Genomic DNA, 17,708 nt, shown 5'->3' on the forward strand with positions numbered 1-17,708 from the left:
AAATAAGGCTACAATTGAGGTCTTCGCTGACCACCTAAGCGAAGAAAGTGTTTGGGAAACAACGACTTACTGCTCTAGTAAACGTCTCGTTTCCCGCTCCAAATCCAGAGGGAAGCCTGGCTTCCCTTTTTATTTGCCGAAAAGCCCACGGCGATCGATCCGAAGGGCGCCCTCGATGGCAACAGCGAGCGGTTACAATGCGGCAGCATATCCCGATGGCGGGATGGCAGAGTGGTCATGCAGCGGCCTGCAAAGCCGTGTACGCCGGTTCGATTCCGACTCCCGCCTCCAAATTCAAAAGCCCTGACTTGTCAGGGCTTTTTCTTTTTCCGCTTCCCGTTTCATTTTCACCAAAGCCCGCTACAAGTGGTCAAAACCCGTCTCATCCCCCCGGGAAAGGGCGATTTGCCACCCGGAATTCAGTAAGATTTGCCGGGTATGCGAGTTGATAACTGGCGACAAAACGGAATCGGAGAGAGGGTTGTGAGTACACCTATTAGGCCTTTTGCATCGGCACCCGACATGACGGCGCCGAAACTTCCGTACGCGCCTGCGGCTACACTGCGGCGCTGGCGCACCTTGCGGCGAATCAAGCAAACGCACGCGGCGGCATTGTTCGGCGTATCCCAATCGACCGTGTCGCGTTGGGAGGCCGGAACGCTCGCCATCGGCGCCGATGAACTGGCGCGGATCGAACCGCTGCTGGCCGCAAGTCTCGACTCGACTGCGGACAGAGCGCTGGCGCGACTCGTGAACTTCAATGCCTTGCCCGTGCATCTTGTCTGCGACCTCACACACCGGTTGCTCGCCTGTTCGCCGTCGCGGGCGATGGAGTTCTCTGCGCCTGTTGCCACGCTGATGGGCAAGTCCTTGTGGCCGTTCGCGACGGATGCGATTCGGGCACGCGAACACTCGCTCAGAGCTGAGGGATGGGGCGAGCATCAAACGCAGTCCGTCGAGTTCGACACCGGCAGCAATGCTTCGGCACTCGTTCCGATTCGGGACAGTCGATGCCGATGGACCCGCTTCACGCTGTCCGACGGCACCGTGGCGCGACTCGTCGAAACGCTTTGAGCCGGTGGCCTCCCAACCGCCTTGTAGCAACCTCGCCGTGCGCAACGTGTGCGAGTCGACTACGCATAATTTATGCGTAGATGGCCGCCATATCGACGCATAGACTGATGCGTTGAATGGGATGAGCGCGAGGCAGGAGGGGGCCATGAAAGCGACGACCGGTGCCGCAGCATGCACAACGACAGACATACCGACAATCGACGGGCGACTGGATTTCCTGCGCGCGTGCGAACGGCTGAAAGACGTGCTGCGAAGCGCATACACCTCGACCGGACGTCGCGAGAGCACCGCCGAACACAGTTGGCGGCTTGGCCTCATGGCGATGGTCTTCATGGATCGGCTCGGTGACGTCGACCCGTTGCGGGTCATGGCGCTATGTCTGGTGCACGACCTGGGCGAAGCGCTTCACGGTGACGTACCCGCACCGGCGCAACGCGGCGATGTCGATAAGGATGCCGTCGAGCGTCGCGATCTACAGACCATCTGCGCATCGCTTGACGCCCCGCTGCGTGACAGGATCGTCGCACTCTGGGACGAATACTCGCAAGCGGCAACGCCCGAAGCGCGTGCCGTCAAGGCGCTGGATAAACTCGAAACGATGCTGCAACACACGCAGGGCGATAACCCGCCTGACTTCGATTACGCCTTTAATCTCGAGTACGGACGAAAGGCCACCGATGCGGTGCCGTCGCTTCGCGACGTTCGCCAGCGGATCGACGACGCGACGCAGGACCGCTTGCTGCGAAAGACGTCATAGCGATACGCTTGCCGCATGCGCCATGCGATGCATGACCAGCGTTTGCCTCCGCACGAACCCCATCCGTTCGTAGAGCGCGATGGCGGTGTCGTTGTCGTCCTTCACGTGAAGAAACGGGATGTCGCCTCGTGCGCGGATCTCCCGGCGGAGCCGGTTCATCAGCCGTCGGGCGATCGATTTGCCACGATGACGTTCGTCCACGCACACCGCGCTGATTTCCACGTAACCGTCGAAACGCATGCGCTCTCCGGCCATCGCGATCAGTTCGCCGTCGACGCGAATGCCAACGTAATCCCCCATCTCGATCGTACGTTTGCCGAAGGGACCGGGGCGCGTGCGTCCGGCTAACGCCATCATGTCGGGCACGTCCGTCGTGCCGAGTTGCACGATGGTTGCGTCGTCCTCGTCAGTGCCGAGGGCGTCTGCGCAATCCACCATTTGAATCACCGAAAACACGTGCTCGTGATGGATGCCCTCCATCGGCGGCAACGCCGCCAATGTCGGCACGAACGCGAAGCCGCCTTGCGGGATCAGGGTCATGAGTGCCTGAAACGCTTCCAATGTCGTGTTCTCGATGCCGGCGAACGGCGCGACATCCGGGTGATAGCGACGCGCCAGAGGTGTCCCCTCGCCGAGCGCCGATTGCGTTGTCGAAAGCGCATGCCACACGGGGCTGTCGAGATGACCGGAATTCTGCTTTTCCATGATCGGTTTCCTGAAAGATGTGCTGCCGAGATCCCGGCTCAAACTGCGTGGGCGAGTATCGCTGTGGCGAACGACACCGTTGCTCCGAAGCCGACCAGAAACGCCAGCGTTCTGACGACGGGAATGCCCGCGACATAGACGGCGTAATGGACGACGCGCGCCGTCAGATAAAGCTTCGCCGCGAAGACCGTCGACGGCGTAGAGATGCCCGACAACGCGGCGATCAATACCAGCGGTGCAAATACTGCGAGGTTCTCCACGGCATTCGCGTGGGCGCGCTTCGCTCGTTGCATCCATGCAGGTGCGGCCGCTCCTCCCGCGGGCGCTGTCCCTTCCAGTGCCGGATTCGCCATCGCGCGCATCGGTCCGCGCAGCACGATGCCGCCCACGATGTAAGGGATCCACATCGCGGCAGTCATCGCCGTCACGCAGGTCAGGTAATACAGTTCGGGCGTGAGATTCATCTTGTCCGGCCTCGGGAAGTCGTTGAATATGCGGCGATTCTAGACAGGCGCAGCCGACGGAGATATAGTCGCAAATGACAATTTTCAGGTGATTTACGACATGAAGGTTTGCGTCTTTGCACTCGACGGCATGTTCGACACAGGCATCACGGCGATCCTCGATACCCTGTGCACGGCCAACGAGATCGCGAAGTTAGGCGGCGCCGACACCGAACCGTTTCAGGTCACGGTCATCGGCGTGAAGCCGAGAGTGAAAACTGCGCTCGGCCTGACGATGGCGGTCGAGCCGGCGCGCGAAGTCGACCGTCCCGACTGGGTCGTCGTGCCCGCGTTGAACGCCAAGATGGCGGATGTCCTCGTGCCCGCGCTGGCGCGACGCGACGTCGAGGCCGCCAAGTCGCATCTGCGCGAGTGGCGTGCGCAGGGCATCGGAATTGCGGCGGCGTGTATCGGCACGTTCGTGCTGGCCGATAGCGGCCTGCTCGACGGCGAGGAGGCCACCACCACATGGTCGCTCTCGCCGTTGTTTCGCGAGCGCTACCCCACGGTGCGGCTCGACGACTCGCGCATGATCGTGACGTCCAATGGCCTCGTGACGGCAGGCGCCGCGATGGGGCATCTCGACCTTGCCTTGTGGTTCGTGCGACAGGTCAGTCCGGAACTGGCGTCGAACGTCGCCCGGTTTCTGCTGATCGACAATCGCGCGTCGCAGGCGCAGTACGTGATTCCCGACTATCTGGCGCACGCCGATCCGCTCGTCGAGCGTTTCGAGCGATGGTCGCGCGAGCACATGTCACAAGGGTTTTCGCTGGAGAGCGCGGCGAGCGCACTGCATGTTCACGTGCGCACGTTGCAACGTCGCACAGAGCAAGTGCTCGGCAAATCGCCACTGGCGTTCTTCCAGGACCTGCGCATTCAGCGTGCGCGACAACTCGTGTCGAACGGTTGCGATCTCGAGACCGTCGCGGCGCAAGTCGGGTATGCCGATGCGTCGACGTTGCGAAGTTTGCTGCGCCGAAAACTCGGACGCACGGTCAAGGAACTACGCAAGGATTGAACGCAGACGTCTGACGCTGCTCGCAGACTCGGTGCCTCAGTAACTTGCCGTCTGTGCGCGCTGCACGTGTCACGCAGGCGAGACGTGCGATACGTGCAACGCCCTCGGCCGACCATGGACATCGCGGAGGAAATACCCGAGAATCGCGGCGCAAACCTCACCCCGTCTGCCGGGCCTCTCTCTGCTCACAGCCTTCCTTTCATGACGTATTCCTCCACGTTCATCTTCGCGGCAAAGCCGTTCGACGACGAGTTCCATCGGCTCGATCAGGCGATCGCGCGGGCGGCGCGCAGCATTCCCGGGTATCTCGGCGAGGAGGCGTGGGAGAACGCTGCGACGGGGCAGGTCTCGAATGTGTATTACTGGGCGTCGCTTGAATCTCTCGAGCAATTGATTCGGCATCCGACGCATATCGAAGCGAAGGCCGCGCAGTCGAAATGGCTCGATGGCTATCAGGTCGTCATCTCGCAAGTACTGCGCAGCTATGGCGACGGCAAACTGCCTCACGTGCTCGTCCCGCACATCGTGAAATGATGCGGGACGTCGGCCGACGACACCTCAGAAGCCGATCTGTTTGAGGAACGCGTTCACGGGCGCCGACCACATCTTGCCGCCGTAGGTGAGCAGCATGTGACCGTCGTGGCCCGGGATGTCTTCCGTGTGAACGAACTGCGCCGGGCTGCCTGACGCCGCGAACGCGTCGAACCATTGTCTGGGCGCGTCCGGGCCCCAGTACTGGTCGTTGTGCGCGTACAGCCACAAGCCCGGAATCCTGGTGCGCTTGCCGAATTCGCCGTACACCGCTTTCATCTGCTCGGGGTCGCAACTGTGCTGCGGCGCGCGCTCGGGCGAGCCGCCTGCGCCGCCCGAGAAGTTGATGTACCCGACGACGCCCGGCGGGTTGGTCGCCGCAGTGGAGACCGTGGTGAAGCCGCCGACCGAGCGTCCCTCCAGCACCACGCGGTTCTTGTCCACCCAGGGCTGCGCCTGCGCCCACTTCAGCACGGCGAGGTTCGCCTCCGCCGTCACCTTGGCCAACGTCTCGAAGTCCGGGCGACGCGTGCATTGTCCCGACTGATTGAACGACGCCCCCGAGTTCTCCCGATCCGGTCCGCCCGTCAAGCCATACCCGACGCGAATCGGCGCGACGATCGCGAATCCCTTCGCGAGCCAGAAGCGCACGTGGCCCGGCAAAATCGGCGCGGTGAGCTTCGCGCGCGTCTGCGGATCGCCGGCTCGCCCGTGCTCGAAGATCAGCACGGGGAAGGGGCCGTCGCCGGCAGGTTTGTAGACCTCCGTGTGCATGTCGACGTCGCCCCCGAACGTGCCCGCGCCGGGAAGCTTGATGGAGACGATCTCGGGCTTGACCGGCGCATGGGCGGCGCTCGCGGGCGACGCGGATTCGTCCGTCGCCGCATATGCCGCAGGCATGGCGAAGAGCAAGGCGAAGACCGTGGCAATGAGCGAGGCGGCAAGCGCGGCGACGCAGAGGCATCGGGCGTGCAAAGCAGAACGTGCGACGAGGGGTTTCATGGGAGGGATGGCGTTCCGGTGGCGATCCGAGGTTCGGGGTCTCACTCACAAATCGACGCTCATGCTACTTCGCGCGCTGACGTTTGAGCAATCGTCCGAATCATGAATGTTGCGGGGGCATGAAGTCACGATGAAGTCGTGTACCCATGGCCGTGAGATCCCCGCACAAACGACGTCAGCCTGCCGCGTCGTCATCGGCCACCAACGTTTCGGCGGCGCGCGCATCCGCGATGTCGGGCGATGCCATGGCGAAGTAACGGCCGGGCGTGGTGTTGAACGTGCGCTTGAATACCGCGATGAACACGCTGGCGTTGTCGTAGCCGAGATCGAGCGCGACGGCGCCCACCGGTTGTCCGGCGGCGAGCAGTTCCAGCCCGCGCAACAGACGCGCCCGCTGACGCCACGCCGTGAACGTCAGCCCGGTCTCTTCGACGAAACGACGGCTCACGGTGCGCGGCGCGGTGTTCGCCCAGGCGGCCCATGCGTCGAGGGTGCGCGCATCGGCGGGGTTGTCGACGAGCGCGGTGGCGATGCGTTTCAGGCGGGCATCGCGGGGCATCGGCAGACGGAAGGCGTCGGCGGGACTTAGCGCGATCTCGTCCAGAATCACTTGCATCACGTGCGTTTGCGCTCGATCCGGGGGACCCATGTCCCATTGCGCGGCCCTGAGCACCGCTTCGCGCAGCAATCCGGAGACCTCGATCGCACGCGGCTGCTCGGGCAGTCCCGCGCATCGGTCCGGGCGGACGTACACCGCCCAGCCGTTGAACGGCCCGTGAGAGAACGCGGCGTGAGGACAATGCGGCGGCACCCACACGGCGCGCGTCGTCGGCACGACCCACGCCCCGAGACTCGTGCGCACGGAGATCAGACCGTTGAACAACCCAAGCAACTGACCGGACGCGTGATGATGTGTCTGCGACACGCGCGGCGTGCTCTCGCGACCGACGAGCGCGATCAGCGGCGGATCGCTCGCGTCCATGTGCTGAACGCGCGCCATCTTGGCTTTGAGGTGTTCCGGTAAATTCATGGCGTCATTTCGCTATTGAATGGCGTCGATAGTCTATCAGCGCCATTCAATGCCGGGATATGCTCGGCGCGTGTTCTTGAAGGAGCGTGCCATGTCGCAGCCCATCCCTCCCGCCGGGTCCGGCGATCTCCCCGATACCGCCGATATCTCCGATACCTCTGATGCCAACGACAGCCTCGCCGCCGATGACCGCGCTTGCGAGCCGCCGACGCGGACCGTTTCATCTCAGGTCGATCTCGACCAACTCTACGACCCGCCATCGGAGATGATCACGAAGGGCGTGTTACCGCACCTGCTCTCGTTTCACGTGGCATATCTCAACGTCGCCACGTTCTTCTGCGTGGCGACCGGCAGCGCACAGGGACTCGATGCCTCGCCGCGTGGCGGCGAGCCGGGCTTCGTCAAGGTGCTCGACGAGAAGACCGTGATGTTCGCGGACTGGCCGGGCAACAACCGTATCGCCTCGCTGCGCAACCTGTGTGAAGACGATCGCATCGGCATGCTGTTTCTGTTCCCGGGGCTGGAAGTCTTCATGCGGATCAACGGCCATGCACGGATTGCCACCGATCCGGCGTTGCTGGCGACGCTCAAGGAGGGCGAGCGCACACCGAAGACGGCCATCGTCGTGCAAATCGACGAAGTGTTGTTTCACTGCGGCAAGGCGATCAATCGCGCGAAGCTCTGGCGCACCGAATCGCACGTCGACCGCAAGGCGGTGCCGTCGATGGGGGACATGAAGACCGCGCTCACCGGAATGGACAAGGCCCGCGCAAGCGAGATCGATGCCGGCTACTACCGTGCGGTGCGCGGCGATCTTTATTGAGGTCAGCCCTCGCTCATCTTGTCAGTTCTGCGTGCCAGCCGATTCCTGCGCACGGCGCAGACGTTCGCGACTGTTCGTCAGGTGCGTGCGCATGGCGGCACGTGCGGCTTCCGGATCGCGTCGGGCGATCGCGTTGTAAATGTCTTCGTGTTCGCGATTCACGCGGTTCAGATACGACACCTGATCGTCGTCGGCCAGTGCGGCCGAGTTCACGCGCGTGCGCGGGATGATCGTGTTGCCGAGCTGTTCGAGGATGTCGTGGAAGTAGCGGTTGCCGGTCGCGCTCGCCACTTGCAGGTGAAAGGCGACGTCGGCGGTCACGGCATTGCCGGTGCGCTGACGCACGTGCATTTCGAAGTCGTCGAGCGCCTGACGCATCGCCTTGAGCTGCGTGTCGGTGCGACGGTTCGCGGCAAGACCGGCAGCTTCCGTTTCCAGCGAGATACGCAACTCCAGAATCGCCATCACGTCGAGCATCGTGAGAATGCTGTTGGTGTCGACTTGCAGCGCATTCTCGCGCGGCGCTTCGAGCACGAAGGTGCCGATGCCGTGACGCGTCTCCACCAGTTGCGCCGCCTGCAACCGCGAGATCGCCTCGCGAACCACCGTACGGCTCACGCCGAGGCTTTCCATGATGGCCGACTCGGTCGGCAGCTTGTCGCCCGGGCGGAACGTGCCGGCGCGAATCTGCTCGGACAAGGCGCTCACCACCTCCTCCGTGAGGCTGCGAGACTTGCGGCGAGGACGTGCGGGCAACGGGCTGGTCATGGACATGGCGTCGGTTGGCATTGTGGGTGACGATAAATGGCGAAAAGCACCCCCAGTTTACCTTATCGACCGTCGCATACATACGACAACCGATAAGAATCGACCGCCAGCGCCACAACCCAGACGATATCGGGCGCTGGCGGCCGAGAGCACTGCATTGTGCGACTTCTCGCGACCACTCGGAACTGTCCGGACCGGCACGCGCACGGCGCCGCTCCGGACAGCCTGACTTCAGACGGACGCGCGTCAGAAATCGACGCGAATCCCCAGCATGCCGACGAACTGCGAACTCGTTGCCGACGGCGTGCTGTTCTGCGAATCGCCGACCACCGGACCCGCATTGATGATGCTCACGCCGTTGGCCGAGAGCGACTTGCCGTTGGCGTGCTGCCACGCTTCGAGCGCATAGAGCGACGTGCGCTTCGAGAGCGAATACACCTGCGCGAGCGACACCTGATGGTACGTGGCGGCGTCGGTGATGCCATTGGCCTTCGAGGCGGCGGTGTAGCTGTACGCAGCGGCCAGACGCCACTGCGGCGCCACGATCCACGACGCATGCACGCCGGCCGTATTGAAGATCGCGGAGTCGCGGAACAACGACGCGGCGCCCGGCTTGTATTGCACGTTGCTGTAGCTCGCGCCCAGCGTCACACTGCCGATCGTGTAGATACCGGCCACGGCGATGTGTTGCAGCGAGTCGGCGGTGACATAGCCCTGATTGACGGCGGACGTGCCCGGCGTGCCCGTCGATGCGCCGTTCCACGTCGTGCCGCCGCCCACGTTGTTCATGCGAAGGTAACCGGCGGCCAGCGACAGCGGACCGCCGTCGTAACGCAGCGCACCGGAAAACGTGTTGCCCTTGCCCATGTCGCCGGGCTGACCGCCGAAACCGTATTGCACGCTGGCCGTCACGCCCCACAAAACGGGCGAGGTGTACGTCACGGAGTTGTTGATGCGGATGGTCGTGTCGAGACCGTCGATATCGCCCGGGTGAGCGCCGGTCGCGCCCGTCACGTAGGCGACCGGACCGATCGTGCCCACGAGCAGGTAGTACGGCGAATACTGACGACCGATGGTGACCGTGCCGGCCTGGTCGTTCTTCAGGCCGACGAAGGCCTGACGGTTGAACATCACCCCCGACGAGCTCAACGCGCCGTTGTTCACGTCGAAGCCGTTCTCCAACTGGAAGAGTGCCTTGGTGCCCCCACCGAGATCTTCCGTGCCGCGCAGGCCCCAGCGGCTGCCCGCGAGGTTGCCGTTGCGCAGGTAAGTGTTCGATTTACCGTTCTGGTTGCTGCTGTATGTCAGTGCATCGTCGACGATCCCGTACAGCGTCACGTTCGACTGGGCAAACGCCGGCACGGCGCCGGCGGCGAGACCGGCCAGTACCAGCCCGGCAAACAGTTTCGAATGTCTCACGACTTCTCCTCTTGTGATGTATTTTCCTGGACTTCGCTTATTGGGCGGATCGCACACTGGGGTGTGCGTCTGAGGCTTGCGCTGCTTCGCTTCCTTCTCTTCGCTTCGCTTCTTTTTGCTTCGTTCTCGTGTTGCCTCTGCTCAAGGTGCTGCCGTGGTGTTCTGTCGCCGCGCGCGAGCGGCTATGACGTGATCGTCCTCATGGGGTCGTGCGCAATCGCCGTTGAGCCAACGCCCTGACGTATTGCTGCTACGCAATCACGGTCAAAAACGCGGTGCCTTGCCGCTCCAGTCAGGGCGGTATTTGCGCATCTGCACGGCGTCGTTGCGCGTGCGCAATCCGCAGCGCAGATACTGTTCGTGCAGCTTCGCCAACTGTTCCGGGTCGATTTCCAGCCCGAGGCCGGGCGCTTTCGTCACAGCGACCGCGCCGTTGCGAATCGCGATCTTGCCCCCGCGCACGACCTCTTCGTCGGCCTCCTGCCACGGGTAGTGCGTGTCGCACGCGTATGAGAGACGCGGCACGCTCGCGGCCAGATGCGTCATGGCCATCAGGCTGATGCCGAGGTGTGAGTTGGAGTGCATCGACAGGCCGAGATCGAACGTCTCGCACATGCGCGCGAGCAACTGCGTGTCGCGCAATCCGCCCCAGTAGTGGTGATCGGAGAGGATGATCTGCGCGCCGTTCAGGCGCACGTTCTCGCGAAACTGCCGCAGGTCGGTGACGACCATGTTCGTGGCGAGCGGCATGCCCGTCGCACGATGCAGCTCGGCCATGCCTTCGAGCGTGGGCGTGGGGTCTTCGTAGTATTCGAGATCGCCCGCGAGTTCGCGTCCCATCGCAATGGCGGTGGCGAGCGACCAGTTGCCGTTCGGATCGATGCGCAGCGGCTTGTCGGGGAATGCGCGCTTGAGCGCCCCCAGGCACTTCACTTCTTCCGTCGGTTCGAGCACCCCGGCCTTGAGCTTGATGCTGCCGAAGCCATAGGTGTCGATCATGAAGCGCGCCTGCGCCACGAGTTGCTCGGCATTCAGTGTTTCGCCCCAACTGTCCGGTGCATAGGGCGAATCGATGTGCTGGCCGTACTTGAAGAACAGGTACGCGCTGTACTGCACTTCCTGACGCACCGCACCGCCCAGCAGTTCGACGAGCGGGATGCCCAGATGTCTGGCCTGCAAATCGAGAAACGGGACTTCGAACGCGGAGTAGATTTTTTCGGCGTCCTTGCGAGGGTCGGTGCCGGGAGCAAGTTCGTACGCCACGCGCTCGCCGCGCACGCCCTGACGCACCACCGCCGCCACGCGCTCGCGCAGCCCGTTGGTATCGAACGGGTCCATGCCGATCAGATGCGGCTGGGTGTTTTCGAGCAGCGCGAGCACCGGCGCATCGCCGTACGTCTCTCCGAGGCCGACATGCCCGTTATCCGTCTCGATTTCGATGATCGAGCGCAGGGCATACGGCTCGTGAATACCCGCCGCGTTGAGCAGCGGCGGGTCGCGAAAAGCAATCGGGGTGATCGTGATGCGCTGGATTTTCACGGCAACTTTTCCTCGGTCTCCACCAGGGACGTGACGTCGGCGGCAATGCCATCTGCGACGTCCATATCGCGGCCCATGTTGTGCTTTATGTCACTTTTACGTCATCGTATGACTGGCCGTAATTTAGGTGACGCCATGGCCCCCTCTCTATCGGTGAAATCCCTAGGGAAATGGTCGGAATCCTGATGAAATATGGCTTTAAAGCCCGATTAAACAAGGGTGTCAGGATCACTTAGGGAAACCACCGGGGTGATTTGGCATGTCTCCCAATTGCAAATCCCATATCTCAGTCATATGATGACTTACGAGAAATTTAACCAAAAGGAGACAGCATGGCCTTCAGCCGCAGGGGATTCTGGCAACGCACTTTTGGCGCAGTGGCATGTGCCGCAGGACTCGCGAGCATGGCAAGTGCCGCAAGCGCAGCGCCTGTCGCGCTGAACGTCGTGGACGTGGCGGGCAATCTCGCGCTCACGCAAAAGGGCTTTGAAGCCTTCCGCGACAAGTACCCGGATCTCGTCTCCAAGATCACGTTCACGAACGCTCCCGCGCCGCAGTTGCCGGGCAAGATCAAGGCCATGCAGGCCGCCGGCCGCTCCGACATCGACATCGTGCTGACGGGGACCGACGCGCTGGCCGCAGGCATTCAGCAAAACCTCTGGCAACGCCTGCTGCCCGACTACAGCGCGAAGCTGCCCGGCGTGCTCGACAAGTACGCGCCGAACGTGCGTGCGATGCAGGAACTCTCGAAGGGATATGGGCTGGCCGTGACGTTCATGCCTGCCGGTCCGCTCGTCGAATACAACCCGGCGAAGGTGACGAACCCGCCGAAGACGCCGGCCGAACTGCTCGCCTGGTGCAAGGCGAATCCGGGCAAGCTGATTTATGCGCGTCCGGCCAACTCGGGCCCGGGGCGCACGTTCCTGATGGGGCTGCCGTACCTGCTCGGCGACAAGGATCCGCACGATCCGATCAAGGGCTGGGACAAGACGTGGGCGTTCCTGAAAGAACTCGACACGTGCATTCCGTACTACCCGGGCGGCACGTCGGCGGTGATGAAGGAGTTGGGGGAAGGCAGCCGCGACATGACCGTCACCGTTACCGGCTGGGACATCAATCCGCGTGCGCTCGGTATCGTGCCGGCAACGTTCAAGGTGCAGTCGTTCGACAAGTTCACGTGGGTGAACGACGCGCATTACATGGTCGTGCCGAAGGGCGTGCCGAAAGAGAAGATGGACGTGATCGTCAAGCTGATCAACTTCATGCTCGAACCGGCGCAACAGGCGCTCACGTACGACGACGGCTACTTCTATCCGGGGCCTGCGGTGAAGGACGTGCCGCTGTCCGCCGCCCCGGCGAAGAGTCAGGAAACGATCGCGAAGTATGGCCGTCCGGAATACGCGAAGCTCATCGCCGACTTCCCGCACGCCGTGCCGCTCGATGCGACGGCGATGGTCGCCGCGTTCCAGAAGTGGGATGCGGAGATCGGTTCGCAGAAGTCGAAATAAGGGTCTCGTCATGAAGCACAACTTCCAGCAACTGCGGCTCGATCACGTAGCGCGCAGCTTTACCAACGCCGAAGGACAGTCGGTGGCCGCGCTCAACGGCCTCGATCTGACCATCGAGCGTGGGGAGTTCATCGCGCTGCTCGGCCCCTCGGGCTGCGGCAAGTCGACGGCGCTCAATTGCATTGCCGGACTCACGCCGCTCACGGGCGGCGCGATCTGGCTCGACGACGAGCGCATCGACGTGCTGCCGAGCGAGAAGCGCGGCTTCGGCATGGTCTTCCAGAACTACGCGCTGTTCCCACACATGAGCGTGCTGGACAACGTGGGGTTCGGGCTGCGCATGCGCGGCGTGTCGCGTGCCGAGATCGAGAAGCGCTCGCGCGAAGCGTTGCAACTCGTGCAGCTCGTGGGCCACGAGCGCAAGTTGCCGGGACAGTTGTCGGGTGGTCAGCAACAGCGCGTGGCGATTGCTCGCGCCATCGTGATCGAACCGCCGGTTGTGCTCATGGACGAACCGCTGTCGAACCTCGACGCGAAGCTGCGCATCGAAATGCGTGCGGAAATCCGTCGCATCCACGGCAAGCTCGATCGCGCGACCATCTACGTCACGCACGATCAGGACGAAGCGTTGTCGATGGCCGACCGTATCGTCGTGATGAAAGAGGGCGTCGTGCAGCAGATCGGTGCGCCGCGCGATGTGTACGGACGTCCGCGCAATCTGCACGTGGCGCGCTTCATGGGCTATCGCAACGTGCTCGATGTCTCGATCACCTCGGCGCAGGGCGAGCGTGCGCGCGTGTCTTGCGGCGGGGCGTCGTTCGACGGCGTGCTGATGGAGCCGCCCGCCGCCGGCGGAAAAGTCGAGGGCAAGGTGAGTGTGGCAATTCGTCCCGACGATTTCGAGCGCGCGCCCGCTGCCAATGACAATGCCTTCGAGGCGGTCGTGGAGACGGTCGAATATGGCGGGCGCGATTCGCTGTTGCGCATGGCGTCGCCGTTCGGGCCGCTGTATGCGCGGCTGCCGGGCGATTACGCCGTCGGTGAGCGCGTGCCGCTGCGCGTGCCCGCCGAGCGCACGCTCGTCTACGCCGGAGAGCGCGCATGAGTGCCGGAGCTTCCGCCGCGATCAACACGACGCCGGCTGCACGTTTCGACGGGCGCGGGTGGCTCGTCGCACCGGCGCTCGTGTGTCTGGTCGCGATGTTCGTGTATCCGTTCGCCTACGGCCTGTTCCTGTCGTTTCAGCCGATGGAGGGGGGCGGTGTCCTTGCGAACTACCTGAAGTTCTTCACCGAACCGACGTTGTGGCCGACGGTGCTCATCACGCTCAAGCTCGCGGTGCCTGCGACGCTCATCAACGTGGGCGCGTCGATCCCGGCCGCGTTCGCGCTGCGCAAAAGCACGCGCGCATCGAAGTTCGTGACGATGCTGCTTGTCGTGCCGGTCACGCTCGGCACGGTGCTGATCGCCGACGGCATGCTGACGTACTACGGCCCGAACGGCTGGTTCCCGCAGGCGTTGCATGCGCTCGGGCTGTATCACGACGAAGTCCGTCTGACGCATAACTACTGGGGCGTGCTGATCTCGCTGGTGATATCAGGTTTTCCGTTCGCGTTCCTGCTGATCCTGTCGTACGTGACCGGCATCGACCCGACGCTCGCGCGCGCCGCCGGCACGCTGGGCGCCGGGCCGTGGCAGCAGTTCCGTCTGATCTATCTGCCGCTGCTGGTGCCCGGGCTGACGATGGCGGCGTGTCTGTCGTTCGTGCAGGCGTTCTCGGTGTTTCCGTCGGCGGTGCTGCTCGGTGTACCTGCGGGGGCGACACGTGTCGTGTCGATCGCGGCGTATGAGGCGGCGTTCGAGAGTTACGACTATTCGCTTGCCTCGTGCGTGGCGATCGTGATGGGTTTCGTTCAGTTGCTGATCGTGGCGGGCATGCTCGGCGCACGCCGGGCGTTCTATAGCGGTCCGACCACGGGAGGCAAGGGATGAGCGTCGCAGACAAGCATCCGGCCGGCACGCTGGCCGCGCAAAACGGAGAGTTCATGGCAACGCAGGGGTCCGCAAGCCAGACGGCGGTCGCACCCGAAGCGCGGCGCAAGCTGCGCCGCGAGGGGCCCGGTTCGCGCTTGTGGCGCGTGCTGGTGTGGGGCGCGATGATTTTCTTCCTCGTGAACGTGGCGTTGATGATTGCCACCGTCACGATGAACTCATTTGCCACGCGCTGGTTCGGCACGCCGCTGCCCGAGGGTTTCACGCTGCACTGGTATGCGCAGGCGTGGCGCGATTTCCAACTGGCCGACGTGCTGTGGGTGACAGTCGAAGTCGTGGGCGCGGTCGTGCTGTTGTCGATCGCGCTGGGGGTGCCGGCGGCCTATGCACTGGCGCGCGCGCAGTTTCCCGGCAAGAAGCTCGCGATGCTGGTGTTTCTGTTGCCGTTGATGGTGCCGCCGGTCACGTATGGCATTCCGATGGCGACCGTGCTCTACAAGGTCGGCCTGGGCGGCACGCTCACGGGGGTGATTCTCGCGAACCTCGTACCGTCGTTGCCGTTCGTGATTCTGGTCATGACGCCCTTCATCGAACAGATCGATCCGAATCTGGAATCGGCCGCGCGCATCTTCGGGGCGAATACGCTGAAGTACTTCCGCTACGTGTTGCTGCCGCTGCTGGTGCCGGGCATTCTCGCGGCGGGGTTGCTCGTGCTGGTGCGCACGATCGGCATGTTCGAGCTGACGTTCTTCACCGCAGGACCCGACACGCAGACGCTGGTCGTGGCGCTGTACTACGCGGTGTTCTCCACCGGCGTGCGTGCGCCGCAGTCCATCGATGCGATGGCGATGATCTACATGGCGATTACGCTGCTGTGGGTGCTCATCGCGCTGCAATTCGTGAGCCCGACGCAGCTGGTCAGCCGTGTGAAGGAAGCGCCGAAGGGAGAGTGACGCCGGGGCGCATACCGGGCGCATACCCGAGGGGGACGCCCCTTGGCGCCACCGTCGGCAGGACCACCGAAGGCCCGCATTCGTCATGAGTGCGGGCCTTTTCTACATGACAAAAATGTAATCTGCGTTTCATGTTGGTGTGGGCGCGCGCTTCATACGATGGGTACCCAACAGGCTTCGATGTCCAGCCTTCCTTAGCCAAGCAAAAGGGGTACTACCATGCAAAAACGCCTAGCGCTCTACGCCGCCGTCGGCCTGATGGCCCTCATGTCCACCGCGGCCCGCGCCGATCACGTCTACGACGACGCCAAGCCTTTCTTCCCTCCCGCCGGTGACGCCAATCGCGCTACGCCGCAAACGATTCAGTCGGATCTGAAGCAGGCGCACGCGCAAGGCGTGCCGGTGCCGTCGAATCTCAAGGCCATTCAGTCGACGCAGGGTGCGTCAGGCAAGACCCGCGACGAGGTGTATCGCGAACTGGTCGAGGCCCAGCGTCTGGGGTTGATGAATCAACCCGATTCGGTCTATCCGCGTATGTCGCCCACAGTGTCGCCCACAGTGTCGCCCACAGTGTCGCCCGCTGTCTCGCCATTCCCGTCGCGACAGGCCGCCAACTGACCTGATTCACGCGGCTCCCGCATTGGTCCGAGCCGCTTTTCGCATTTTTTCGCATCTTCTCCCCGTTGGGCACGTTGCCGGAAGCAGCGCACGCTCAGGGGCGATTCCTGGTGTCGCTTCCATGAAGAACCTGATCGTCACGACCTGCCTCGCGACGAGCGCAGCCGTGATGGGCAACGGCTATGCCCAATCGCAACCCGCCTCCGCCACCGTCACGGCATCCGGCCAGACGACAGGCCTCACGCTCGCGCAGGCCATGCAACTGGCGTTGGACAACCACCCCACGTTGCGTATCGCGCGACGCGAGATCGACGCGCAAACCGGCGCGCTCATGCAGGCCGGGGCACGGCCGAACCCCGAGTTGTCCGTGTTGCAGGAGGACTTCCGCAGTGCCTCGCGTACAACGACCTTCCAACTGACACAGCCCATCGAGCTTGCGGGCAAGCGTCACTACCGGGTCGAGGCGGGAGAAGCGGCGCAACGCGTTGCCTCGCTGGATGCGCAGACCGCCGAGACGACGGTGCGCAGCGAAGTCGTTACGCGCTATTTCGAAACGTTGTCGGCGACGGCGCTCGTGGCGCTGGCCACCGAGACGCAGGACATCGCGCAGGACACCTACGCCGCCACCCGGCGACGCGTGCAGGCCGGAAAGATTTCACCGGTCGACGAGGGGCGCGCGCAGATCGCGTTGAACAACGCGCAGATCGACGTGGCGTCCGCGCGCGCGTCGCTCAGTCGCGCACGCGGCCGTCTCTCGCAGGCGCTCGGCGTGTCGGACATGACGCTGCCCCAGCAACTCGCGGGCGATCTCGACGCCTTGCCGCAATTGCCGGTCTGGTCGTCGCTGGTATCGGCCTTGCCGACCACACCCGCAATGCGCTCGGCGAGCGAAGAGATCAACCGGCGCGACGCCATGGCCCGGCTCGAACGCGCGCAGCGCGTGCCCGACGTTAGCGTGAGCCTCGGGTTGAAGCGTGTGACGGACAGTGGCCGTACCGACAATCAGGCGGTCGTGGGGCTGTCGATTCCGCTGCCGATCTTCGACACCCGTCGGGGGGCTTCGATGGAAGCGGCGCAACGTGCCGACATGGCACGCGATGTCTATGACGGTGTGCGTCAGCAACAGCAGGCGCTGCTACAGGCGTCTTATGCAGAGTTCTCGGCCGTGCGCGAAGCCACGCTGAGCCTGCGGGACAACATCCTGCCGCAGGCCGAGCGCGCGTATGACGCCACCCGGCGGGGATTCCTGCTGGGCAAATTCGGCTTTCTCGACGTGTTGGATGCGCAGCGAACGCTATCGCAGGCGCGCTCGCAGTACATGACGTCCATCGCCAATACCTATGCCGCGTATGCCACTGCCAGTCTGGCCGTGGGCGGCACGGTCGACGGCGTCGCGCTGTTATCCCCCGAATACCTCTCGTCCGCCTTATCCACGTCCCCTAATCCGCCAACGTCTGCCAAGTAAGGA

18 protein-coding genes and 1 tRNA gene are annotated in these 17,708 nt (G+C 63.6%); 12 read left to right on the plus strand and 7 right to left on the minus strand.

Annotated features, from left to right (window positions below; genetic code table 11):
• The first annotated feature begins 217 nt into the window (after positions 1 to 217).
• From C5N93_RS04065 to C5N93_RS04075, 3 genes are all read left to right on the plus strand, one after another.
• A tRNA-Cys gene (locus tag C5N93_RS04065) sits at positions 218 to 291 on the plus strand.
• A 231-nt stretch (positions 292 to 522) separates the two neighbouring features.
• Positions 523 to 1,074 carry a helix-turn-helix transcriptional regulator gene (locus tag C5N93_RS04070; protein ID WP_242558361.1) on the plus strand — a complete coding sequence of 184 codons (552 nt, stop codon included), beginning with the start codon at positions 523 to 525 and terminating at the stop codon, positions 1,072 to 1,074.
• Between the two features lie 145 nt (positions 1,075 to 1,219).
• The gene (locus tag C5N93_RS04075) at positions 1,220 to 1,831 is read left to right on the plus strand and encodes an HD domain-containing protein (RefSeq protein WP_242558362.1); all 612 of its coding nucleotides are present in this window, start codon (positions 1,220 to 1,222) and stop codon (positions 1,829 to 1,831) included.
• Here the strand turns inward: C5N93_RS04075 and C5N93_RS04080 are convergent.
• Together C5N93_RS04080 and C5N93_RS04085 are read right to left on the minus strand one after the other, a co-directional pair.
• On the minus strand, positions 1,826 to 2,536 hold the full coding sequence (locus C5N93_RS04080; protein WP_242558363.1) for a GNAT family N-acetyltransferase: 711 nt from the start codon (positions 2,534 to 2,536) through the stop codon (positions 1,826 to 1,828). The genes C5N93_RS04075 and C5N93_RS04080 overlap by 6 nt on opposite strands.
• 38 nt (positions 2,537 to 2,574) lie before the next feature.
• On the minus strand, positions 2,575 to 3,000 hold the full coding sequence (locus C5N93_RS04085; protein WP_242558364.1) for an MAPEG family protein: 426 nt from the start codon (positions 2,998 to 3,000) through the stop codon (positions 2,575 to 2,577).
• A 100-nt stretch (positions 3,001 to 3,100) separates the two neighbouring features.
• Between C5N93_RS04085 and C5N93_RS04090 the strand changes: the two genes are divergently transcribed.
• Entirely contained in the window at positions 3,101 to 4,057 is a 957-nt protein-coding gene (locus C5N93_RS04090) for a helix-turn-helix domain-containing protein (RefSeq protein ID WP_242558365.1), read from the plus strand.
• A gap of 201 nt (positions 4,058 to 4,258) precedes the next feature.
• Positions 4,259 to 4,591, plus strand: coding sequence for an antibiotic biosynthesis monooxygenase (locus tag C5N93_RS04095; protein ID WP_242558366.1), 333 nt, complete (start codon positions 4,259 to 4,261; stop codon positions 4,589 to 4,591).
• A 24-nt stretch (positions 4,592 to 4,615) separates the two neighbouring features.
• On the opposite strand, the gene C5N93_RS04100 is transcribed toward C5N93_RS04095, so the two are convergent.
• Both C5N93_RS04100 and C5N93_RS04105 read right to left on the minus strand, forming a co-directional pair.
• Positions 4,616 to 5,590, minus strand: a complete 975-nt coding sequence (locus C5N93_RS04100; protein WP_242558367.1) for a CocE/NonD family hydrolase — start codon at positions 5,588 to 5,590, stop codon at positions 4,616 to 4,618.
• Positions 5,591 to 5,765: 175 nt separating this feature from the next.
• Positions 5,766 to 6,620 carry a helix-turn-helix transcriptional regulator gene (locus C5N93_RS04105; RefSeq protein WP_242558368.1) on the minus strand — a complete coding sequence of 285 codons (855 nt, stop codon included), beginning with the start codon at positions 6,618 to 6,620 and terminating at the stop codon, positions 5,766 to 5,768.
• Between the two features lie 91 nt (positions 6,621 to 6,711).
• Between C5N93_RS04105 and C5N93_RS04110 the strand changes: the two genes are divergently transcribed.
• Complete coding sequence (locus C5N93_RS04110; protein WP_242558369.1) at positions 6,712 to 7,443, plus strand: MSMEG_1061 family FMN-dependent PPOX-type flavoprotein; 732 nt, start codon at positions 6,712 to 6,714, stop codon at positions 7,441 to 7,443.
• A 21-nt stretch (positions 7,444 to 7,464) separates the two neighbouring features.
• Here the strand turns inward: C5N93_RS04110 and C5N93_RS04115 are convergent, their stop codons facing one another.
• The 3 genes from C5N93_RS04115 to C5N93_RS04125 form a co-directional block, all read right to left on the minus strand.
• Positions 7,465 to 8,211, minus strand: coding sequence for a FadR/GntR family transcriptional regulator (locus tag C5N93_RS04115; RefSeq protein ID WP_242558370.1), 747 nt, complete (start codon positions 8,209 to 8,211; stop codon positions 7,465 to 7,467).
• Positions 8,212 to 8,457: 246 nt separating this feature from the next.
• The gene (locus tag C5N93_RS04120; protein WP_242558371.1) at positions 8,458 to 9,630 is read right to left on the minus strand and encodes a porin; all 1,173 of its coding nucleotides are present in this window, start codon (positions 9,628 to 9,630) and stop codon (positions 8,458 to 8,460) included.
• 264 nt (positions 9,631 to 9,894) lie between these two features.
• Entirely contained in the window at positions 9,895 to 11,169 is a 1,275-nt protein-coding gene (locus C5N93_RS04125) for a glucarate dehydratase family protein (RefSeq protein ID WP_242558372.1), read from the minus strand.
• A 404-nt stretch (positions 11,170 to 11,573) separates the two neighbouring features.
• Between C5N93_RS04125 and C5N93_RS04130 the strand changes: the two genes are divergently transcribed.
• From C5N93_RS04130 to C5N93_RS04155, 6 genes are all read left to right on the plus strand, one after another.
• Entirely contained in the window at positions 11,574 to 12,677 is a 1,104-nt protein-coding gene (locus C5N93_RS04130; protein ID WP_139133369.1) for an extracellular solute-binding protein, read from the plus strand.
• 10 nt (positions 12,678 to 12,687) lie between these two features.
• Entirely contained in the window at positions 12,688 to 13,782 is a 1,095-nt protein-coding gene (locus C5N93_RS04135) for an ABC transporter ATP-binding protein (protein ID WP_242558373.1), read from the plus strand.
• Entirely contained in the window at positions 13,779 to 14,669 is an 891-nt protein-coding gene (locus C5N93_RS04140; RefSeq protein ID WP_242558374.1) for a sugar ABC transporter permease, read from the plus strand. The genes C5N93_RS04135 and C5N93_RS04140 overlap by 4 nt, the downstream gene beginning before the upstream one ends.
• Positions 14,666 to 15,622: an ABC transporter permease gene (locus tag C5N93_RS04145; RefSeq protein ID WP_242558375.1), complete on the plus strand. Its 957-nt coding sequence runs from the start codon at positions 14,666 to 14,668 to the stop codon at positions 15,620 to 15,622. The genes C5N93_RS04140 and C5N93_RS04145 overlap by 4 nt, the downstream gene beginning before the upstream one ends.
• A gap of 219 nt (positions 15,623 to 15,841) precedes the next feature.
• Complete coding sequence (locus C5N93_RS04150; RefSeq protein WP_242558376.1) at positions 15,842 to 16,240, plus strand: DUF4148 domain-containing protein; 399 nt, start codon at positions 15,842 to 15,844, stop codon at positions 16,238 to 16,240.
• 121 nt (positions 16,241 to 16,361) lie between these two features.
• A complete protein-coding gene (locus tag C5N93_RS04155; RefSeq protein ID WP_242558377.1) occupies positions 16,362 to 17,705 on the plus strand; it encodes a TolC family protein in 1,344 nt (447 codons plus the stop codon).
• Positions 17,706 to 17,708 lie beyond the last annotated feature (3 nt).

The sequence above is a fragment of the Pandoraea sp. LA3 genome (assembly GCF_022696215.1).
Classification (GTDB): domain Bacteria; phylum Pseudomonadota; class Gammaproteobacteria; order Burkholderiales; family Burkholderiaceae; genus Pandoraea; species Pandoraea capi.